Genomic DNA, 20,494 nt, shown 5'->3' on the forward strand with positions numbered 1-20,494 from the left:
GAATGCCACCGCGGGGCTGATCAGATGCAAACTTATTTGGGGGTTACTTCACCCACGTAAACGCGCTTGCCATCTTTGTATTCAATGATGCCCACGGGCATTTCTGCGTCATGGGTCTTGTTGATGGTCAGCAGGCCCAGAGCAGTGGGCAGATCCTTGGTTTCCGCCAGGGCCTTGGCAATAGCCTTGGGATCAGCGGAATTGGCGCGCTTGATGGCGTCGAGGATCAGGAAGTAGGTGTTGTAGCCGAGGGCACCGTTAACGTTGGTTTCCTTGTCAGGATAGGCGGCCTTCCAGGCTTCGGTGAAGCGCTTGGCGGCGGGGCTCATGTTGGGCATGGCCGGGTCGTAAGGGAAGGTGGTGTGCAGGAAGCCTTCGGCAGCCTTGCCACCCAGCTTGAGGGTGTCGGGGTTGTCCATGGCGTCAGCGCCCATGAGGCGGAACTTGGCGCCCAGTTCGCGGGCCTGCTTCATGATGATGGCGCCTTCGGCGAAGTACGCGGGCATGAAGACGATGTCAGGCTTTTTGGCGATCAGTTCGGTGAGCTGGGCGGTGAAGTCCTGGTCGCCGGAGCTGTACTTGAGGGTAGCAACAATTTCGCCACCAAGCTTCTTGAAGTCGCGGGTGAAGAAGCTGGAGAGGCCCACAGCGTAGTCGCTGGTCATGTCCATGAGCACGGCGGCCTTGCGGAAGCCGAGGGTTTCATAGGCATAGGTAGCGGCAGCGGCGCCCTGGTAGGGATCGATGAAGCAGGCGCGGAAGTAGTACTTCTTGCCCTGGGTCACGAGGGGGTTGGTGCACGAGGTGCCCACGCCGGGCACGGCGGCCTTTTCGGCCACTTCAGCGCCGGCCATGGCCAGCGAGGAACCGTAGGTACCGATCAGGGCCACGACTTTGTCGCGTTCCACAAGGCGCTTGACGGCGTTGGCCGATTCGACCTTGTCGGACTTGTTGTCAACCACCACCAGTTCAACGGGGCGATCGAGCACCTTGGGCATTTCCTTCTGGGCGAGACGCACGCCCTCAAGTTCGAGCTGGCCGCCAAAGGCGTTCTGCCCGGTCAGGGGAAGGTACACACCAATTTTGATGGGGCCGGCATCAGCGGCAAGCGCCTGCCCGGCAACGCCGAAGGTCAGCGCCAGACCAGCCAGCGCGGCAAGAAATTTACCCATTTTCATCCTAACCCTCCAGAGGTTGTGCGTTCAGAGCGGCCTTTCCATAAGTAGGCCGGTCACTCCCTACTATAGCCGAGTTGCCTTCAGGCTGCAATTGTAATTAGCTGACCTTTCAGCAACTCATAGACAACACGCGGCATAACGCGCAAAAAGGCGCGCGTCTGGCCTCGAGAACCTGTCCCACTCTGCCGTAAGAGCCAGTCCTGGAACAATGGCCCGTACAACGGGAATATCAAAATCCTTTCTGGTCAGATCCACATACAATGGACTTCTGCCGTGCGCCGCAAGCACCGCCTCAAGCAGGCGACGGTTGGCGCGGGGGGAGGGCAGGCTGTAATCCGGCAAGTCCTCTAACACACGAATGGGCAGTCCGGCTAGTCCTGATCCTGAGGGAACCGGGGGTTTTGTTTGTGAGGTCGAATACGGCCACGGCGTTTCTGTAAGCGCCGCCAGCGCCGCACGCGCACCGCACAGGTTTGCGCCGGTGGCCCGCGCCACCCTGCCATCGCGCCCGGTAACAAAACACTGGTACACGGGCAGGCCAAGCTCGGTGGTCAGGTCCTGAAACTGCACACGTATGCCGCAGGCGGCATAATCATCAAGCAGCGACTGCACCATTTTATCGTGGCTGCGCAGCGCAAAACAGCGGGTACGGCTGTAGGGCGTGGTTGCCTCCGCGTCGCGTTCGGCAATTTCCGTCAGGGCCGCCACCACGGCTTCATCCATGATGTTGCCCGAGGCAAGCCCGGTGGAACCGCCAGCCAGAAACAGCGCATGCTCGTCAAGATTGCAGAAAAGAAACACCGCCTGAGCCGGAACCAGAACTGTTGCCCCGGCCGTGTCGCTGGCAGGCAACCAGTGCAGGGGAGCATCCAGATACGGGGCCTCAAGGGGCAGCAGGTTGGGATCAAGAGCAGCCCTGCCCTGCTCCACCAGCTCGGAAAGGCGTGCCAGCGTCAGGGGTAGGTCTGTCTTGCGGTTCAGAATCATGCCCGCATTGTCATTCCCAGAATTGCCACGCCCAACGCTCACATAGGTGCTGGCGCGCTCTACAATTTCCATGGCGTATGAAGCCCGGGCCCCGGCAAGCGAAAGTCCGCGACCATAGGCCGTGGCCTTACCCTTGAGCGTATGCCGCACAGAACCGCTGTCAACGGCAACATCCACCTGCCATCCGCGCATTAGCGCGATGGGCGAAAGTGAAGCCTCGTGGCGCATTTCCGGGCCATCAACAACACCGTTTTCCATCAGGGCATCAAGGGCGCGCAGGTAGGTTTCCTGCGCTGGCGGCCGCTGCCATGGCTCCCATTCTTCGGCCTTGAGCCTTGTGTGTTGCTGCGCCAGTTCGTCGGCGTGTGCCGCCATGCGGCGGGCAACGGCATTGATGGCCTCGGCGCTGAAAAGTGGCGCCACTCCCGTTTCATCAGGGCGCGGCAGAGTGTGGTGATCGCAGATATTGGAGCGGAAAAGAGCGCTCCAGGCAGCAGCCGTGGCGTGGTCGGGCAAACTGGCCGCCCGCAGGTATACGGCGGGGCTGTACTCAACCAGCCGAATGGCTGCGTCTACAGGTAAGACCGTCTGCACGCCGTCGCCCTGCAACAGGTCGCTGCCAAGCAGCGCGCATTCGGCAAGCAAGGCGGCCAAAACCGGTCGCGTAAAGGTGTCACTGCCTACGTTGTAACTGGCTGCGGCAAGGGCGCGCAGTTCGCTCTGCGGCATGCCCGCCAGAAGGCGCAACAGGTGCAGATGCAGAAAATCATCCATGGGCACAGCTTCAAGCCGGGCCAATGCCTGCTCAAAACTCAGGCTCTGGGGAGGAACACACGAAAAATAGCCTGTAGTGGCCTGCGTTTGTTCGTGAGTGTAGGCATAATCCAGCACAGGCAGTTCAGAGGTCTGGCTGGCTGGCGGAACTGAATCATTGTCCTTCATAACAACCCCAATAGTGTGGGTTTGGCCGAGGCGGTTTTCATTGCAAAGTTTGCCGACCAGATTTTGCCGGGAAACCCCCGGTCAGGGCAAGCGGCTACTTTCATACAAAACTACTCAGGAACGCCGCCAAAAAAAAGCGGGCCGACATGCGACCCGCCATAAAAAAGGGAAGCCCTCCCAAGAGAGGGCTTCCCGTAAAGGCATATTAACGCTTGGAGTACTGGTACCGGGCGCGGGCAGCGCGCAGACCGTACTTTTTACGTTCTTTCTTGCGGGCGTCGCGGGTAAGGAAGCCAGCTTTTTTGAGAATGGGGCGCAGAGCCGGATCAACCAGCAGCAGCGCACGGGAAATACCGTGGCGCACGGCTTCGGCCTGGCCGGTAACGCCGCCACCGGCAACGTTAACGCGAATGTCAAATTTGTCGGCCAGCTTGGCAAGAACCAGGGGCTGACGGATGATCATTTGCAGCGTCTTACGAGGAAAATAATCCTCAAAGGAGCGACCGTTAACCGTGATGCCGCCGGAACCGGCGTAAATGCGGGTACGGGCCGTTGCGGTCTTGCGGCGGCCGGTGCCGTATTCAAATTTCTCGCTCATGGCTCTTTACTCCTTAATGCGGCAGCGTCAGCGGCTGGGGATTCTGGGCCGTATGCGGATGTTCGGACCCGGCGTAAATCTTCAGTTTCTTCAGCATGGCGCGGCCCAGACGATTCTTGGGCAGCATGCCACGCACCGCAGCGGTGAGCACGCGGGCGGGCTTGTCAGCCAGCATGTCGCCGAGTTGGGTGGTCTTGAGGCCGCCCACCCAGCCAGAATGCCGGTAGTACTTTTTGTCGGTCATTTTCTTGCCGGTGACCTTAATTTTTTCGCAGTTCACAACCACGATAAAATCACCGTTATCCATATGGGGAGCGAATTCGGGCTTGTGCTTGCCGCGCAGGCGGTGGGCGATCTGGCTGGCCAGACGGCCGAGCACCTGATCCTGAGCGTCAACCACGAACCATTCACGGTTGATGTCTTTGGGGGTGGGGCTGAACGTCTTCATCGGAGTGACTCCTCACATCTGCAAATATCAGCGGCCATCAAGGCAGCAAAAAGATCCATTGCGCGATGTGCCGTCGAACGGGGATGACGACAATATCGCAGTAAAGGCAGCCTCAATACTATAAACGCCAAAGGCTGTCAAGCTTTCGCCCCATATGGGGGAGAAAAACTGGCCATTTCGGCGATACACCGCAGCAGGAACATGGCTGGTTACAGGCGTAACCGCATGTCCAAAAAATCGGGGAACCGCCTGACGTGCACTAGAACGCGCGGCGCTTTCCCGGTAACGGCGTTGAAGCTCTTGAGCTTTACCCCATCCCCCTCTATAGTGCAAACTGTTTTTTGCGCTGCCATTTTCTGGGAGGGATACAATGCCCGTAATTCGCAAAAATCTGCTTCAACTCATCTTTTCTGGTGCGTACCTGCTGCGCTGGAACGACAAGCTGCGCCCCGTGGAACTGCTTGAAACCGACAAACAGGCCCATAAAATGCTGCTGGCCTGCGTACTGTGGCACGAAAACTCGCGCCACCTGCCCGATGCAGAGCGTGTGGCTCTTGCAACAGAGGTAATAGAAGGCGGGTTGTTTGACTATTTTTACCGTCTCATCATTACCGACGTTAAGCCCCCCATCTACTATAAAATCAAGGAAAATCCAGAGCAGTTCCGTCAGCTTACAGAACACGTGCTCGACAAGCTCGAGCCTGCTCTCGCCCCGCTCGGCCCCTTTTGGGAACGCATGCGGCAATGGCACGCAAGCCCGGACGACGACACTCCTGCACGCCGCATACTCACCGCCGCCCACCTGTTTGCCTCGCAGTGGGAGTTCAAGCTCATAGAGCCGCTCAATTCTCCCTTTGACGACGAAATGGGCGACATTGGCCAGTCCTTTCCCGACCGGCTGGACACCTTTACCGACCTGAGTGGGCTCGCAGCCATGCGCACCCCCGGCACCGCCCTGGCACGTCTGGCCAACCTGTGCGGTCAGCTGCGCTTTCAGGTTCGATGGACGCAGGCGCCCCGTATTCCCGCCACTTCGGTGCTGGGCCATATGTTTATTGTTGCAAGCTATGCCTATTTTTTCAGCCTTGCGGTAGAGGCCTGCCCCGCGCGCGCCAACAACAACTTTTTCTGCGGGCTGTTTCACGATCTGCCCGAGGTGCTCACCCGCGACATTATTTCGCCGGTCAAGCAATCCATTTCAGACCTGCCAAAAATCATCAAGGAATACGAGGACAAAGAACTTGAGCGGCGCGTTTTCGGCCCTCTGAAGGGCGAGGGCTTTACCTCGCTGGTTGAGCGCATTGAATATTACCTTGGTGCGGCTGTTGGCTCTGAATTTCAGGAATGCGTGCAAGAAAACGGCGTGGTGCGTGCAGTTGAGGGCTTTCAGGGTCTTGCGGCCTGCAACTACGATGCCCTTGACCCCAAGGACGGCCAGCTCATAAAGGTATGCGACAATCTGGCAGCCTTTCTTGAAGCCCACAGCTCCATTCGTAATGGCGTTTCTTCACCACACCTGCTTGAAGCATGCGTGCGCCTGCAAACACGGTTGCGCGAGCACTCGCCTGCGGGCCTGGGCCTTGATGCCCTTCTTGCCGACTTTGACTAACCCTACCATTACCATGAAAACATTTCGCCCTACCGTAAGAACACACCTGCTGCTTGTGACAGCAGCCATGATCTGCCTGATTGTTGCCACCCCGCGCCCCTGTGCGGCTCTGGCTATTTCCAAAGGACTGCCTTTTTATGCGCAGGATATGGAATTTTATTATCAGCACCAACGGGTAGAATCCCTGCCCGGTATTTTGCGTACCTTCGACTCGCAGGGAGTGCTGCACGACAGTCTGAAACAGATAATGCTGGCCGCTTTTTTAGGGCAGGTGCTGCGCAACCCCGAAGCCAGGCAACGCCTGCTGCCCCCACCCGCAACACTGAGCCGTGATGGCCGTCGTACCCTCGCCTGGGCCGTGCACTTTGCGCAGCTGCCCGACGAACCCGCTCTGCTCACCAGCCTGCTGCAACCTTCTGACAGTCTGCTGCTAGACCAGATTCGCAACAGTCCCGCCTCACTGACAACATGGGATATCTATTCGGAAAAATCGGTGTTGCAGATGTACTGGGCGGCCTTTATGGCCACAGGAAACAATGATTTTCTCGATGTTATCATTCGCGCCGCGCTGCGCTATGCACGCCTGAATGCAGAAGGGTTGCGCAATGAGGATGGCTTTTCTGTATGCGCTGCCGCAGCGGCATCACTGTACGAGTTTTCACCCCGTCATGTTGCCGTAAAAAACCGCGTTGAGCAGTTTCTGCAAGGTGCCACAGGAGCAGAGGCCGAAACGCTGCGCATCATTCTGCGCAGGTAAATTCGAAACGGTTGTACAGACCAACCAGCCTGATACGCACATATCTGACACTCATGCCCAATAAAAGTGGCTCCGTTCCTGCTGGAACGGAGCCACTTGTCTTTTCTGCACCTGCGGTTGCCCGGCTGCCCCGGGCTGTACCGTTTTGTCCTATGCCCTTTTCATATGCTCGATCAGGTCAACAAGGCTCTGAGCCTGCGCACGCAGGGTTCCCAGTTCCTTCATGGCTACCTGCATGGATTGCGTGGTACTGGCAGCAATATGGTTTACATCGGCAACCGAGCGGTTGATTTCTTCGCTGGTGGCAGACTGCTGCTCACTGGCGGCTGCAATGGCCCTCACTTCGTCAGCGGTTTGCTCGACCATGCCGACGATTTCCGAAAGGGCCTCGCCAGATTTGTTGGAGTATTCGGTAGCCGTAGCGATATTGCCAACGGCCTTTTCCACCTGCTGTATGCTCTGCCCCGCACTCTGCTGGATGGCCGCAATGGCGTTGCCCACATCAGAGGTGGAAGACATGGTTTTTTCAGCCAGCTTACGAACCTCGTCGGCCACCACGGCAAAGCCCCTGCCCGCCTCGCCCGCACGGGCTGCCTCAATGGCGGCGTTGAGGGCCAGCAGGTTGGTCTGGTCGGCGATATCAGAAATAACGCCCATGATCTGGTTGATGGCCTTGGCGTGTTCATCAAGCTGGGTCATGCCGTCCTTGAGCGCCTGCGATTGCCGCTGCACTTCCTGAATGCCCACAACAGCCCTGGAAACAATTTCAGAACCGGCCTCAGCCTTACGTTTGGCGGCATTGGAAATATCAGAGGCTCCGCCAGCATTCTTGGCTACCTCAAGCACCGTGGAGTTCATTTCTTCCATTGCGGTGGCGGTTTCGGCAAGGCGGCTTGCAGCATGGTCGAGGGCACCACTGGTGTTTTCGACCTGCTCGGCGATATCGTTGATGGAGGCATTGAGCTGTTCAACAACCTCTTCAATCTGGCCGGCGGCGCTGATCATGCCCTCTCGCTTGGCCTGCTCAGCCATGGCTTGCGCGGCGCGGGCTTCTTCCATGGCAGCATTGGCTTCTTCACCCATTTTGCGGGCTTCTTCAGCCTTTTCGCTGGCCTCTTGCACCAGTTTGCGCAGGTTGTTTTCCATGGTGCGCAACGAATCGGCCAGATGCCCCATGTCGTCACGACTGTATACTTCAAGGGTGGCGTCACTCTTGCCCTCGGCCACGGCCTGGGCATAGTCCGTAATTTTACGTACGGGCGCGCTTACCTTGAGGCCAAGAATAAATGACAGGATCAGCTGAAAAGCCAGCAGGCCAACGCCAATCCAGATGGAATTGCTTATGCCTTGCCTTTCGAGCCGTTGCAGTTCGTCAATAGGCATACCCACAAACCACATACCCACGTTTTTACCGTTGGCGTCCTTTACCGGCCAGTATGCCGAATTATAGTCCACGCCAAGAATATTATTGTGGGCGAAAATGGTTTCGCCACGCTCAAGCACGGCAGAAAGAATTTCGGGTGACTGAAGCTTGGTGCCAACCGCACGTTTGCCTTCTTTTTCAATGGTGGTCATGGCGCGGGTGTCACCCTTGAATATGGTAACATTCACGCCAGAAAGTTTCTTGAGCCAGTCGAGGTAGGCGGGAGCAACCAGCGATGTACCAATGGAAACGGTGCCAACAAGCTTGCCATCGTGCATGACAGGATGGCTTGCGCGTATGGTAAATGGCACCTCGGTACCAGCTACCACGGCCACAGCAGGCGTACCCTTGAGGGCCATGACCACTGTTTCCTGGTTGGTAACACTGTCGCCAAATTTTTTGGAATGACCGCGAGCTATAACCACACCTTTTTCATCGGTGATGGTCATAAAATCCGACCCGGCCTTTTTCATCAGAACGGTACCAAGCTTGGTGGCAGCCTCGTTGTTTTTCTCTGCAACAGCCTTGCTGAAATCTTCGTCCTCAGCAATGAGGTCGGCACTTTGCAAAAACTTTTGCTCAGTGGTCTGGTTGGCAGCGCTGATAACCTGCTGCATCCTTCTAATGCCTTTGTTCAGCTCGTCTTCAATCGGAATTTTCATGAAATGGATTGAGACAAACAGTACAACGCCACAGCATGTGATCAGCGCGCCAAATAGCGATCCGACATATGTGTGTGCAATAGTCCAACGCATGCCTTACTCCTTGCCAAAACGTCTGACACACAAGTTTTGTATCTGATCAAAAAAACGTATGGGAAACCAGACACCCAGCTACTCCAAACATTCCTCTGACCACGGAAGTATTTCTTCCATTACAACGTATTACACAAATTTTCGGAAACCCAAACGACTTCGCATACTCACTAAACGGCCAGAATTAAAATAATAATAGGCCAATTCACACATTTAATTACAGGACAGTAATTTTCAATATCAAAATGCTATATTATCTAACATATACAAATAATACCAAATACGCCAGTAGGGTCAATGTCGTTTATTCTATCAACACGGGTACATTAGGATTTTATTGTATCAATCTATATGGTTAATGATAATTAAAAAAATATTAGATTGTGATTTTTTTTTCAACTCTCCAGATCTCGCCATTCGCGAAAACGCCCATAATTCATGCAAAAAAACAACCATATTTTATGATATAACCAAAAAGGCAAAATAAAAAGCCTGTTTCTGCACTAAAACCGCACCTACCGGCACAATCAGAGCAGAAACAGGCCAACACGACCAAAAGATAAAAAAAATCAATCCGGCAGCTTGTGCCGTACCTGACGGCAAAGCCCCATGAGGGCATCATATTCGTGCCGCAACAATCCTGCACGACTGAAGAGCCTGCGCCACGGCATGAGGAAATAATCAGGATTGTCGCCGTGCAGATAATCAAGACGCAACAGCATATCCTTGAGTGATTCCATCAGGCGTTCCTGCTCTGCCGCAGTCGCCGCCTTCCCACCACGCGGCACATCTATCTGTCTTTCGCCGTGTTGCAGGGCGCGCACAGCATTGGCGCAGGCGTAGCTGAGCAGCAGCACAGCCTGGGCAAGATTGAGCGAACTGGCCGCAGGATCGGTGGGGATAGTTACCAGCCGGTGGCAGTGCATGATTTCATCATTGTTGAGGCCACGGTCTTCCGGCCCAAAAACCATGGAAACACGCTGCCCGCTGGCAAGCGCCACTGCGGCCTCGCGCGCGGCCTGCTCTGGCGAAAGCAAGGCCTGCCGCCAGCCGCCAACGCGCGCGGTGGTGCCAAATACCAGAGCGCTCTCGGCTACGGCCTGTGCCACGTCCTCGTGCACTTCCACGGCATCCAGCAGATCCTGCCCCTTGGGCGTGGCCAGCGGGCGGGCTTTTTCCCTGTCCCAGCGTTCCGGATCAACCAGACGCAAGGTGGGGCAGCCCATATTGACACACGCGCGGGCCGCCATGCCGATATTTTCGGGAAAACGCGTTTTTACCAATACAATTTCAAAGCCTTGAAGCAACATTAGAACCTCAGCACAGGCCCTGTAGCAGGCTCATAAAAACCTGCGTGGGGGCATCAGGAGAAAGGGCCGGGGGCAGCGCGGGCGGCAATTTGGGCCAGATATGCCCTGCGGCCAGGGCAAGCATGGCCCCACCTGCGCCGCACTTGCACACTGTGCCCAAAAAACGGCCCATCATGGCACCAAAGGCGGCGTCGAGAGCTTCACGCAGGGGGCGGCCCTTGAGGCGTTCCACCACAAAGCAACCCAGCCACGCGCCCACAAGCGCGCCCACAAGCGCGCCGAGTCCAAAAAATAACGGGGCGAGCAGTATGGCCCCCGCTATGGCCCCAACCATTCCCGCAAACGTGCCGGAAGAGCTGGAGCCATAGCGTTTGGCCTTGAGTATCTGCATACCCATTTCCAGAGCTTCGCCCACAAGGGCAATGCCCACCATCATGATCCAGAACCACATATCCATGGAGGTTGCGCCCGGATGTACCACCTTCCACAACGCCACAAGCCCCAGCAGCACCCAGTTGGCGGGCAGCCCAAAAATGTTGAGCAGCAGCACAAAGCACAGCAGCGTTATGAACGCCCCGGCCAGCATTGAAGCCAGGGGAAAAGGCAGAAAATCCATGCGGTCTCCGTTAGCGGTTAGTTTTTGTTGCGCAGGTCTTGCAGGCGCACGGCCTTGCCCTCGGTGCGGGGCAGGCTGTTGCTTTCCACAAGCTCAACCCGGGGCGTGATGAGAATTTCATCGCGCAGACGCGAGGCAATGGCCTTTTGCAGATTTTGCAGAACGCGCATGTCTTCCACAAAGTGCTCGTCGCGAATTTCAATCTGTACGCGCATCACATCGCCCAGGCCGTCGTTTTCGAGCAGGATCAGATAGCTCTGCCCCACTTCGGCAAAGGTCATGATGACCTGTTCGATCTGCATGGGGTAGATATTGACGCCCTTGATGATGAACATGTCATCCGCACGGCCAAGAATACGGTCGATACGGCGGTGTTTGCGGCCACAGGCGCATTCGCCGGGTATGAACCGGGTAAGGTCGCGCGTGCGGTAGCGCAAAATGGGCATGCCCTGACGGCACAGGCAGGTCATTACAAGCTCGCCCACTTCGCCTTCGGGCATGGGCTCGCCGGTTTCAGGATCGACAATTTCAGGAATATAGGCGTCTTCCCACAGGTGCATGCCCGCCTGATGCGTGCATTCAAAGCCCACGCCGGGGCCGTTCATTTCAGACAGGCCGTAAGAGTTGTAGGCCTTCATGTCAAAGAGGTCTTCGATACGGCGACGGAATTCCTCGGTGTAGGGCTCGGCACCCACCAGAGCAATGCGCAGGGGAAAATCACGCGGGTCTTCGCCCATGTTGCGCAGGTGCTCACCAAGAATCAGCGCGTACGAGGGCAGAATGTGGGCCACCGTGGTGCGGAAATCCTTGGCAAGCTTGATCTGACGGCGTGAGTTGCCCGCACCGGCGGGAATGGTCATGCAGCCCAGGCGTTCTGCACCAAAGTGGATGCCAAGGCCACCCGTAAACAGCCCATAGCCAGACATGTTTTGAAACACGTCGTCGCGGCGTACACCCACCATGTGGATACTGCGCGCCATAAGGTCGGCCCAGGAATTGATGTCGTTCTGCGTGTGGCAGATGGCCACCGGCGAGCCGGTGGTACCGCTGGAGCAGTGCATGCGGACAATCTCGGACTGCGGAACGCACAAAAGCCCCGTGGGATACTGCGAACGCAGATCCTGCTTTGTGGTGAAGGGAATACGCCGCAAATCATCGAGGCTTCGTAGGGTGTCGGGGCCAATGCCCGCCTCGTCCAGACGCTGACGGTAAAAATCGCACTTGCGCGTTTGCGCCACAGTGCTCTTCAGCCTGGCAAGCTGGGCATTCTCGATCTGGTCCCTGCTCCAACTCTCCGCCTCATCAAAAAATTCCATGCCGCCTCCTCAGATTCATGCCGCAACGCCCCATGGCGCACCGGCAGTGGTGCAATCCACCCGCCGTAGCGGGAACAAAAAATTTATTCGCCGGAACGGGCGTGCGCCCAACCCCAGATAAGCCCAAAGCAGCCAGCGATCATCATATCGCCGTGCGGGGCCAGAAAACGCCCGTGACCTTGCAGCAACGCGCGTTTGGGACCAGTAATGTATGTGGCTTCATAGCCGCCCGCTTCTTCACAGTAGGGGCCAAAGGCCGTGCCGTGCCCGCCAGAGGCCTGCACTTCTTCTGCTGGCAGCCAGTGTTTGCGGAACTGCTCCAGATCACCCAGCAGCTGCTCAAGCGTACGCATGCCTGTATGGTGCTCGTAAATACCGCGCACCTGACCGCGATACACAAGGGCGGCCACGGTGTGCCCGTTGCCCACGTTAATAACGGTTATGCCCTGCTTAAAGCTGCGGTCCATAACTTCCTTGTCGCACAGTGCCCCTAGCAGGGCACTGGCACCGGTATCCGCTACGGGGCCGCCTGTTTTTTCGCGCAGGGGCACAAGGCGGGTAAGTGCGGGCGGCGGTGTTTCATATATCCAGCGTGCCGGGTTGGAAGACGTGGCAAGCAGCTCTGTCCAGGCGCGCATGCGGGCCTGACGGTTGCCGTGAGCATGAAAACCGTGGTCCTGGGCTGCAGCAAGCACCAGATGCGGCAGGGGCAAACCGGCGTGCCGCAACAGGCCGCCCCAGAATTCCGGCGAATAGTCGGTCAGAAACACCGGCACACTGCCCGTGGGACACACGGCGCAAATTTCCACGCCAATGCCCCGCACCACATCTTCATTATCATGGATGCCGCGCGTGGCCGCTGGCGTGGCGCTTACTTTAAGCCCCGCCGCAAGGTGTTCCTTGATGGCCTGGGTAAAGCCGCCCCCCATATTGTTGCCATACAGCCATATATTGCGCTTGAGCAGGGCAAGCTCACGAATACGCTGGGCCACCAGACGGGCAGGAGCTGGCAAAACAAAGCGTGGCCAGTTTTCACATTCAAGCCCGGGGCGGGCAAGAAGGGCATCCTGCGTGCCACTGCCTATATCTACGCACAGCACAGGGCCTGTGCCGCGCAAAAACTTCTGTACGATCTCGTCCATTTTCACCTCTCAGGAACGAAAAAATCTACCTGCATCAACCTCCAAGCGCAAGTCTTCAAAACTTTTTTTAAAAAAAAGCTTGCCAAGCATCACGGTTTGCCGTAGTACATCTTCTCGCGCCGAGGTGGTGGAATTGGTAGACACGCTATCTTGAGGGGGTAGTGAGGATTCTCGTGCGGGTTCGAGTCCCGCCCTCGGCACCATAAAGACTTCCAAAGAAGTTCGCAAAAGTCCGCAAGGCCAATAGCCAAGCGGATTTTTTGTTTTCTAAGCTTCCGTTTCAATTCGCTAGGGTTCGTTGACATACCCCACTTCTGGGGGTATTTTTGGGGGTAGCAAGGCAGAGAAAAAAACATTGCCTTCCGCGATACCCCCAACACGCGAAAGCCTTGTTCCTGGCTGATATTCCCACAATTATTTCTCTCCCCTGCCCTGCCCAAATTTCTGGATACCCCCAGCGGCGGAGCAATACCCCCATGCCTCTTTCTGATACCAGTGTTCGGAATGCCAAAGCGCAAGACAAAGCCCTCAAGCTTTTTGATGGGGGTGGCCTGTTCCTGTTTGTTTCCCCTGCTGGTGGCAAGCTATGGCGGCTCAAGTATCGTTTCCAAAACAAAGAAAAGCTTCTCGCATTGGGCGCATACCCAGATATTTCTCTGAAAGACGCCCGCAAAAAACGGGACGAGGCCAAAGAACTTTTGGCAAAAGACATTGATCCCGCTGAAGTAAAAAAAGAAGCGAAGGCCACGGCCGCAGCACTTGAACTCGAAATGGCAACAACTTTTGAGGCCGTAGCACGCGAATGGTTCTCCAAAAAGAGACACGCCTGGACGCCCGGCCATCAGAAAAAGATTCTCTCCCGCCTTGAGAACCAGCTATTCCCTATTCTGGGTGCCAAGCTATTTTCATCCCTTGAGCCGGGAGACTTTCTTGCGGCCATTCAAAAAGCCGAATCGCGTGGAGCCATAGAAACTGCCCACCGCCTCGCGCAACTCTGTGGGCAGGTTTCCCGCTATGCCCGCATTGTGGGGCACACCCGCTATGATGTTGCCGCAGGCCTGACAGAAGCACTCACTCCCGTGCAAACCAACCATTACGCAACCATAACAGACCCGGCAGAGGTAGGACACCTTCTTAGAGCCATAGATGAATATACCGGGGAGCCTTCAATTTGCTTTGCGTTGAAAGTGCTTCCTTTCGTCTTTGTGCGTTCTGTGGAGATGCGCGGTGCTGAATGGAGTGAGTTTGATTTTGAAGCCGCAACGTGGGTTATCCCGGCAGAGCGGATGAAAATGAAGCGCCCACACACTGTACCCTTGGCCCGCCAGGTTATCTCTTTGTTGAATGACCTGCGCAACACGACTGGAAGCGGACGGTTTCTCTTCCCAAGCCTGTTCAGTGCCAGCCGCCCAATTTCCGACATGGGACTTCTGAACGCGCTGCGCCGTATGGGCTATGCCAAGGGCGTTATGACAATCCACGGATTCAGGAGCATGGCCTCTACCCTACTCAACGAGCAAGGATACAGAGCAGACGTAATCGAAGCCCAGCTTGCCCACGGCGAGAAAAACGCCATTCGGGCCGCATACAATCATGCCGAGTATTTGCCGGAGCGCCGCCGCATGATGCAGGAATGGGCAGATTATCTGGACGGGTTGAAGACAAACAAAGATTGATCACGATTTTCCCCGGCTAGGCGCGGAGTAATTAACCGTGCTGAAAAGTGGAACCTCTACCATCTGCCGGGGATATATATTGAGGAGCAGCAATGAAGAGGTGCTGAAATGGATAGCAAAAACACGTTAGAGAATAGTAAATCGCAAACATATCGAGCAATTTTGATTCACAAAATTTTGCAAAATATTTGTACAGAAAAGTTGGCAAAGGGATGTGGGAAGCAGTTCGATATCAATGCTGAAATAGAAAAGTTGTCAAATAAAACTGTAGATAATTTAGATAGCTACATTGAAGACAAAAATGAAAAAGACGAAAGTGAAAAAATTGAAGACATTTACAATGACATTGTAGAAATATTCAAGCGTGATGCAAAAAATTCTACCGATTTTTACTACAATGATTTGTGTAAAGAAGTTGCACGCTGCATTGTTGGGTGTTTGATTGAGCCCTCAAAAGAAGCTTGTTGTGAAAATATCTTTTCTATCAATGAGGCCGTATACCTCCTGTTAGACTTAGATATAGATTCTGTAGCAATAGGATGGAAGAACTTTTCAACTTGCGTTGATGGGGCTGTCGATATTTTACTTGGAGGAGAACGGTCAAAAATATACGATATAAGATTAGTAACACTTGTTGAAACATGGTTTCTTGAGATAAATAATGCTGTTATGGACATGCATGAACGTGTTAAACGTGCAATCCATGCTGAAAAATTGAAGTGCACTCAGGAAAGCACATACTACATTAGGTTTGAAGATTTACATGAATGGGCAAAAGCTAATGGAGTAATTATAAATTCCGGCGTTAACAATGATCAAATTTCGCTGTCAGCAGAATTTATTATCATTCCAAAAAGTATTTGGGCTAATAAATCTCCACTTGAGGTTGTTGCAGACATGCGAGCTGGTGGATTTCCAGAAGACGCAATTGCATATACGCTCTATACATGGTGCGGCATACAAAATAAGACTGAGATTGATTCTATTATGCGCAATAAAGATATCAGTGACAGCGCGAAACGCAAGGCCGTTAGCAATCTTTTAAACATGGCTGAGGGGCGATACTGCACCCAATAAAAGTTGCGAAATTTCCCGCTATTTCCCGGTCTCATTCCCGTTTTTTCCCTTACTCCAGTGATTTACTCCTCCTAGGTTCGCAAAACACCTAGGAGGATTTTTTATGTCTCAATCACCCCCTGCCTTGAATGTCCCCAGTGTTGGCTTCATGCGCCTAAGCCAAGTCCTCAAGATAATCCCTGTTGGCAAGACTCTTTGGTATGCCGGTGTAAAGGAGGGCCGCTTTCCTCAACCGGTTAAGCTAGGCCCGCGCACTGCTGCATATCGAGTCCAAGACATCACTGCCTTAATAGAACGCCTTGGGCAAAATGAGAGGGTTGCTTAATGAACGCCCTCAAAATTTTCAACCACGCAACATTCGGTAACGTCCGGGCAGTTGATCGCGGCGGGCAACCCTGGTTTGTAGCCAAAGACGTGTGCGACTGCCTTGATATCCGCACAAACGATGCCGCCAACAGTTTGGATGAAGACGAAAAGGGGTACGAAAGTATCGTATCCCTTGGCGGTGCACAGCAAACGCTCATCATCTCAGAACCCGGCCTGTATTCGCTGATCCTTCGCTCTCGCAAGCCAGATGCCAAAGCGTTCAAGCGTTGGCTGGTTCACGAGGTTCCCCGACCTGAAGCCGGAAGTGCTGGCCCAACTGCTGGGCGACGATGCCGCTCGCCTTGTCTTCAAGAACTGGACGGGTAAGGGGAACGAAGGCCTTTTGTCGGTAAAGGACTGGCGGGACATTCAGAAGATTTGGGACACCCTGCATACGCAGTGGTCGGACATTCGGGCAACTCATGAACGGCTATACGGCTTCAAGCCCCGTGGCGTCGAGGCGCGGGAGATCTCCCTTTCCATCGGCGGCAAGGCCATCACTTTGCCCGGTGGCTATTATCCTGCCGTGTATGACCCGCAGCTTTCCAAAGAAGTGGCCGGCAGAAATGAAAAGCAGGATGCCCTTGCCCGTGGTGAAGCAATGTATGCGGTTCCGGCGGCAAGAAAAGGTTTCACCCAGGGGCGCGCAAACAGTGGCGGAGGTCTCCCCCTGATGCTCTCAACGGGCGTGGTCATGAGCCACCTCAACGACGTGACCCGCTTCATTGAGTTGGCGGAAACTGTGCGCTTTGCCGACAGGGTTACGCAGTCGCCGCAGTGGGCGCAGGCTTATACGGCAGCTTTTGGCAAGGCGCAGTATGACGCCATCCGGCCCAACCTGAAGAATATCGTGCTGGAAGACCGCCCGCCCATGGACGCCTTCAGCATTGCAGCGGAGAAGGCGCGCGCCCACCTTATCCCCTGGGGCCTTGGCTGGAACTTCAAGACGGCCCTGTTGCAATCCACAGCCCTGTTCCCGGCCATGAACGACCTTGGCGCGGCCAACGTCAAGCGCGGCGTGTCTGCCCTTGGCATTGGCAGGTATGCCCTTGTGAAGGAGATATGGGAGAATTCACCATACATGAAAAGCCGTGCCAGCAATATTGACCAGGACTTGCGGCAGGCGGTCAGGGGCATTGACGAGCGCACCCGCCAGAAGGCCGTCAAGCTGCTGGGCGCTGAGGTGACATGGGATAAAGTGGTGGAAGCTGGCATGTTGCCTTTGCTCACCGTGGACATGGCCACAAGCGCGGCAATCTGGCTGGCAGCCTACAACAAGGAAATGGGCAGCCTCATGGATGGGCCTGCCGGGAAAGGCGGCATAGATCCTTCCAGCGAATACCACAAGGCGGCAGTGCTGGCGGCTGACATGGCCGTGAAGGCCGTGAACCCCGACTTCAACCCGTCCAGCCGTAGCGCCTTCCTGCGTGATCGAGGCGTTGTGCGGTTGCTGAATATGTTCAGCAGTGCTGTTGTGCTGTTCGCCCAGCGCCGGGCCTACAATGCCCAAGCACTGAAACAGGCATGGCACCGGGCAGGGAAGGACAAAGCGACCAGACTCTCCGCCGTGGGCAGCTATGCCCGGTATGAGGCTTATGACTTCCTGCTCCCTGCCGTGGCAATGGGCCTGCTGCAATCGCTGGCCGGTGGGTCTGATGATCCCGACAAGTGGGCAAAGAACATTGGTTCGGCTTACCTCGACGCCGCTGCTATGCGCCTGCCGGTGGCTGGTGGGGTTATCTCTGGCCTCATGACCAACGAAACATGGCGCGGCATGTCCACCGTGTTTGAACAGCCCGTCAGGATGGGCCAGCGCCTTGCCGGTGCCGTGCTCAAGGGAAGTGAGGAAAAGATGGTGGGGGCTATGGCCGATGCGCTCAGTTTCCTGACCAAGATACCCGTTTCCCGTGTGGTGCGCAGCGGCATGCGTGGTTATGACCAGTGGCAGCGAGGTGAGGGCACACCGCTCTCGCTGGTGATGCCGAGTCCTGGGAAGTAGACAGACTGAAGGCCGGGGAAACCCGGCCTTTAATATTTTCAGCAAAGTTTGAAAAGCAATGCAAGCCCGTCAGCTATTTTGCAGCTCAACGCTCCTACTCGCTTCCCATGTTGAGTGACTACTAATCTTGTGTCACATTAATCTGCAGAGGGAAAAGCACATGAAAGAAATTTTTTTCTACCCAATTGTAGCTATAATTATTCTAAAACTATCTGGATTTGTTGGGAAATTCATTGGAGAGTATGAAAAAGTTTCATCTTTTTCAATGAAGGAAGAATACCCAGCATTCAACGCCGTATACAGAATATTATTTCCCGTTGTAGCAGTATTTATAATGGGATCAGCATTTAGTTATTTTGGTTATTTTCTACCGCATCTATGGCTTATCCCAATATATTTTTGCGTGTTGAAATTCATATTTATATATGTGATGGATAGATCTGAATTAGCAAATTTCAAATACATTCTATTTACATCTATAACTACGGTATTAATATCATCTTTTGTTTTTGAAATATCTAGTTCCGATAACAATTTTTTTATACCACAAAAAAATGACTTGGTTTCACAGTTTTGGATTATGGTAATATTATTTTCATATAAAATTTTTGATAATATGCGAATTCGTGGAAACAGTTCAACACAAAAAAAGGAGAGGCTAGAAAAATATATAAAGATGAAAATTTGTAGATATATTGATTTGTACAAATGTGATATTGTAAAAGTTACTACAGACATTACTATTATTAAAATTATCATATCTATAATGATTGTAGAAGATTTCAATAGACCAAATGCTGTGCGCATTATTGAAAGAAAGTTCCCGTTTATTTGCAAAACAACTGGCATAATGCAAATAACATCAGGCAGGCCACTTTCAGACAAAGAAAGTGTTACTATGGGATCTGAATTAATAAAAAAATATTATAATGACACAAAAAAAGAAGAGCGCGCAGATTATACATCTGATTTTATAATTGCACGAAAAGTGGCACTCAAATATAATAATAGCGAAGATTACGCAGAAATGGTGCGCGAAGCTTTTGGGTATGTTAATAATTCAGAGAATGAATCCTTTTTTAAATCAGATAGTTCTAATCGATGGATTTAGTGGATTATCACGGGCGGCTCTTTCTTGTCGGATTGAGGATAGCGTGGAACCATGGAAGAAACGACACTATCAGGCCAGCATGGGACAACCTTCCAAACTGTGCCGACCAAATTACGCAGCCCCTTTGGCTGGAAGGCCGCCCTTCTTTTGGGCCTTGCCATCGTCTGTGTTGTCGTGTTCGTCTTCCTATCCAGGGCAACCACTCCGCCGCCCACCACGCCCACGGAGCAGGCAGCGCGCAGAGCAAGCCGCATTGGACCACAAGAGCAAGCCTTTTTGGATAGCATTGCCCGCGAGCTAATAGCAGAAGGGAAGCTGACGCCCTACTCTCCAGGCAGCCCAGAAGCCCAGATACAAAAGCCAGCAGCCCCCATGACCCCGGCGGAGCGCGTTAAGCACTATGAAGATGCCGTGAACACGCTCCTGAATTAATTCAATTCCCCCACGGTCTGGCGGCAAAACGGATCGTTTTCTTCCTCTGTTGGGTATCCTGCGCAGACACCTTCCTTCACGACCTTCGCACATCCGGCCACCTTGCGCCGTTGGCACTGTTTGCAGGGGTAGCAATCCGATTGCTACCCTGGCTGGATATGCCAAAGCATGGCGTGCGCCAAGGGGGTCGCTTTCGCTGCCATCACCCCGCCTTGCCGCGTAGGGATGTCCATACTGTGGACGCCCTTTTTATGTGTGGCCTTGGGTGTGGCCTTTTGACAGTTTTCATCGCACTTTCTTTGCTTCGCCTTTGCTTCGGAAGCCCACCAGCACCCCTTCCTTCTCGCTTCCTTCTCGCTTCAGATGCCCCGGCAAATGAAAAATCTTCCGTGCTTCGTCCGTGCTTCAATCTGAAATTTTCCTTTGTTCGTCCTTTGTTCGTGTGCCCCTGTTGGCCTGTAATTGCGTTGCAGTGTGTAGCTATTATTGACACCCTTGACGACCGCCCGACGACAGTCAAACGACCGTTGAAACAAGAGCGAAGCAAGAGCAATAGCGGAATACCATCATTATTGGTGACGGTATTCAGGGGTGTGCATCGGTTGCCCCCCCCTATGACTGAAGTGGGTCTATTCTGTTCAGTCCCCCACCGTTTATCAGTTGCCCACCTTCCAGACATACCCCAAAAGCAACCCCCCTTAAAATCGTTGGTCGGAATGATTTCAGCGGGTTGACGTAGATGGAGCGCGAAG

The 20,494-nt window shown here is 54.2% G+C and carries 18 protein-coding genes and 1 tRNA gene; 10 read left to right on the forward strand and 9 right to left on the reverse strand.

Features of this window, described 5'->3' with window-relative positions; all coding sequences use genetic code 11:
• Positions 1-32 precede the first annotated feature (32 nt).
• From F8N36_RS08460 to rplM, 4 genes are all read right to left on the reverse strand, one after another.
• A complete protein-coding gene (locus tag F8N36_RS08460) occupies positions 33-1,178 on the reverse strand; it encodes an ABC transporter substrate-binding protein (protein WP_291332359.1) in 1,146 nt (381 codons plus the stop codon).
• Positions 1,179-1,295: 117 nt separating this feature from the next.
• Positions 1,296-3,107, reverse strand: coding sequence for a YcaO-like family protein (locus F8N36_RS08465; protein ID WP_291332360.1), 1,812 nt, complete (start codon positions 3,105-3,107; stop codon positions 1,296-1,298).
• A 205-nt stretch (positions 3,108-3,312) separates the two neighbouring features.
• The gene (rpsI, locus tag F8N36_RS08470) at positions 3,313-3,705 is read right to left on the reverse strand and encodes a 30S ribosomal protein S9 (RefSeq protein ID WP_291332361.1); all 393 of its coding nucleotides are present in this window, start codon (positions 3,703-3,705) and stop codon (positions 3,313-3,315) included.
• Positions 3,706-3,718: 13 nt separating this feature from the next.
• The gene (gene rplM, locus F8N36_RS08475) at positions 3,719-4,153 is read right to left on the reverse strand and encodes a 50S ribosomal protein L13 (protein ID WP_291332362.1); all 435 of its coding nucleotides are present in this window, start codon (positions 4,151-4,153) and stop codon (positions 3,719-3,721) included.
• Between the two features lie 370 nt (positions 4,154-4,523).
• On the opposite strand from rplM, the gene F8N36_RS08480 reads away from it, so the two are divergent.
• Positions 4,524-5,762, forward strand: a complete 1,239-nt coding sequence (locus F8N36_RS08480; RefSeq protein ID WP_291332363.1) for an HD domain-containing protein — start codon at positions 4,524-4,526, stop codon at positions 5,760-5,762.
• 13 nt (positions 5,763-5,775) lie between these two features.
• Entirely contained in the window at positions 5,776-6,519 is a 744-nt protein-coding gene (locus tag F8N36_RS08485; protein ID WP_291332364.1) for a translation initiation factor 2, read from the forward strand.
• A 150-nt stretch (positions 6,520-6,669) separates the two neighbouring features.
• Here F8N36_RS08485 and F8N36_RS08490 read toward each other — a convergent pair whose 3' ends face one another.
• From F8N36_RS08490 to F8N36_RS08510, 5 genes are all read right to left on the reverse strand, one after another.
• Positions 6,670-8,604, reverse strand: coding sequence for a methyl-accepting chemotaxis protein (locus F8N36_RS08490; protein WP_291332365.1), 1,935 nt, complete (start codon positions 8,602-8,604; stop codon positions 6,670-6,672).
• Between the two features lie 662 nt (positions 8,605-9,266).
• Positions 9,267-10,007: an RNA methyltransferase gene (locus tag F8N36_RS08495; RefSeq protein ID WP_291332366.1), complete on the reverse strand. Its 741-nt coding sequence runs from the start codon at positions 10,005-10,007 to the stop codon at positions 9,267-9,269.
• Between the two features lie 7 nt (positions 10,008-10,014).
• Positions 10,015-10,623 carry a DUF456 domain-containing protein gene (locus tag F8N36_RS08500; protein ID WP_291332367.1) on the reverse strand — a complete coding sequence of 203 codons (609 nt, stop codon included), beginning with the start codon at positions 10,621-10,623 and terminating at the stop codon, positions 10,015-10,017.
• A gap of 17 nt (positions 10,624-10,640) precedes the next feature.
• A complete protein-coding gene (locus F8N36_RS08505) occupies positions 10,641-11,939 on the reverse strand; it encodes a phenylacetate--CoA ligase (protein WP_291332368.1) in 1,299 nt (432 codons plus the stop codon).
• Positions 11,940-12,022: 83 nt separating this feature from the next.
• Positions 12,023-13,081, reverse strand: a complete 1,059-nt coding sequence (locus F8N36_RS08510; protein ID WP_291332369.1) for a DUF1786 domain-containing protein — start codon at positions 13,079-13,081, stop codon at positions 12,023-12,025.
• Positions 13,082-13,199: 118 nt separating this feature from the next.
• Between F8N36_RS08510 and F8N36_RS08515 the strand changes: the two genes are divergently transcribed.
• The 8 genes from F8N36_RS08515 (at position 13,200) to F8N36_RS08550 (ending at position 19,742) form a co-directional block, all read left to right on the forward strand.
• A tRNA-Leu gene (locus tag F8N36_RS08515) sits at positions 13,200-13,284 on the forward strand.
• A 273-nt stretch (positions 13,285-13,557) separates the two neighbouring features.
• Positions 13,558-14,757 carry an integrase arm-type DNA-binding domain-containing protein gene (locus tag F8N36_RS08520; protein ID WP_291332370.1) on the forward strand — a complete coding sequence of 400 codons (1,200 nt, stop codon included), beginning with the start codon at positions 13,558-13,560 and terminating at the stop codon, positions 14,755-14,757.
• A gap of 108 nt (positions 14,758-14,865) precedes the next feature.
• On the forward strand, positions 14,866-15,834 hold the full coding sequence (locus F8N36_RS08525) for a hypothetical protein (protein ID WP_291332371.1): 969 nt from the start codon (positions 14,866-14,868) through the stop codon (positions 15,832-15,834).
• Between the two features lie 148 nt (positions 15,835-15,982).
• Positions 15,983-16,159 (forward strand): AlpA family phage regulatory protein, encoded by a 177-nt coding sequence (locus F8N36_RS08530; RefSeq protein ID WP_366247044.1) that lies wholly within the window; start codon positions 15,983-15,985, stop codon positions 16,157-16,159.
• Positions 16,159-16,527, forward strand: a complete 369-nt coding sequence (locus tag F8N36_RS08535; RefSeq protein ID WP_291332373.1) for a Bro-N domain-containing protein — start codon at positions 16,159-16,161, stop codon at positions 16,525-16,527. Before F8N36_RS08530 ends, F8N36_RS08535 begins: the two co-directional genes overlap by 1 nt.
• Positions 16,409-18,199, forward strand: coding sequence for a hypothetical protein (locus tag F8N36_RS08540; RefSeq protein ID WP_291332374.1), 1,791 nt, complete (start codon positions 16,409-16,411; stop codon positions 18,197-18,199). Before F8N36_RS08535 ends, F8N36_RS08540 begins: the two co-directional genes overlap by 119 nt.
• 160 nt (positions 18,200-18,359) lie before the next feature.
• Positions 18,360-19,310 carry a hypothetical protein gene (locus tag F8N36_RS08545; protein WP_291332375.1) on the forward strand — a complete coding sequence of 317 codons (951 nt, stop codon included), beginning with the start codon at positions 18,360-18,362 and terminating at the stop codon, positions 19,308-19,310.
• Between the two features lie 51 nt (positions 19,311-19,361).
• Positions 19,362-19,742 (forward strand): hypothetical protein, encoded by a 381-nt coding sequence (locus F8N36_RS08550; protein WP_291332376.1) that lies wholly within the window; start codon positions 19,362-19,364, stop codon positions 19,740-19,742.
• Positions 19,743-20,494 lie beyond the last annotated feature (752 nt).

This window comes from Desulfovibrio sp., from assembly GCF_009712225.1.
Taxonomy (GTDB): Bacteria; Desulfobacterota; Desulfovibrionia; order Desulfovibrionales; family Desulfovibrionaceae; genus Desulfovibrio.

Bases quoted from the DNA above. Each gene is read 5' to 3' on its own strand.
- F8N36_RS08465 (WP_291332360.1), bottom strand. From the start codon at position 3,107: ATGAAGGACAATGATTCAGTTCCGCCAGCCAGCCAGACCTCTGAACTG.
- F8N36_RS08530 (WP_366247044.1), top strand. From the start codon at position 15,983: ATGCGCCTAAGCCAAGTCCTCAAGATAATCCCTGTTGGCAAGACTCTT.
- F8N36_RS08550 (WP_291332376.1), top strand. From the start codon at position 19,362: ATGGAAGAAACGACACTATCAGGCCAGCATGGGACAACCTTCCAAACT.
- F8N36_RS08510 (WP_291332369.1), bottom strand. From the start codon at position 13,081: ATGGACGAGATCGTACAGAAGTTTTTGCGCGGCACAGGCCCTGTGCTG.
- F8N36_RS08540 (WP_291332374.1), top strand. From the start codon at position 16,409: ATGCCAAAGCGTTCAAGCGTTGGCTGGTTCACGAGGTTCCCCGACCTG.
- F8N36_RS08490 (WP_291332365.1), bottom strand. From the start codon at position 8,604: ATGAAAATTCCGATTGAAGACGAGCTGAACAAAGGCATTAGAAGGATG.
- F8N36_RS08545 (WP_291332375.1), top strand. From the start codon at position 18,360: ATGAAAGAAATTTTTTTCTACCCAATTGTAGCTATAATTATTCTAAAA.
- F8N36_RS08485 (WP_291332364.1), top strand. From the start codon at position 5,776: ATGAAAACATTTCGCCCTACCGTAAGAACACACCTGCTGCTTGTGACA.
- F8N36_RS08525 (WP_291332371.1), top strand. From the start codon at position 14,866: ATGGATAGCAAAAACACGTTAGAGAATAGTAAATCGCAAACATATCGA.
- F8N36_RS08480 (WP_291332363.1), top strand. From the start codon at position 4,524: ATGCCCGTAATTCGCAAAAATCTGCTTCAACTCATCTTTTCTGGTGCG.
- rpsI (WP_291332361.1), bottom strand. From the start codon at position 3,705: ATGAGCGAGAAATTTGAATACGGCACCGGCCGCCGCAAGACCGCAACG.
- F8N36_RS08535 (WP_291332373.1), top strand. From the start codon at position 16,159: ATGAACGCCCTCAAAATTTTCAACCACGCAACATTCGGTAACGTCCGG.
- F8N36_RS08500 (WP_291332367.1), bottom strand. From the start codon at position 10,623: ATGGATTTTCTGCCTTTTCCCCTGGCTTCAATGCTGGCCGGGGCGTTC.
- F8N36_RS08520 (WP_291332370.1), top strand. From the start codon at position 13,558: ATGCCTCTTTCTGATACCAGTGTTCGGAATGCCAAAGCGCAAGACAAA.
- rplM (WP_291332362.1), bottom strand. From the start codon at position 4,153: ATGAAGACGTTCAGCCCCACCCCCAAAGACATCAACCGTGAATGGTTC.
- F8N36_RS08460 (WP_291332359.1), bottom strand. From the start codon at position 1,178: ATGAAAATGGGTAAATTTCTTGCCGCGCTGGCTGGTCTGGCGCTGACC.
- F8N36_RS08495 (WP_291332366.1), bottom strand. From the start codon at position 10,007: ATGTTGCTTCAAGGCTTTGAAATTGTATTGGTAAAAACGCGTTTTCCC.
- F8N36_RS08505 (WP_291332368.1), bottom strand. From the start codon at position 11,939: ATGGAATTTTTTGATGAGGCGGAGAGTTGGAGCAGGGACCAGATCGAG.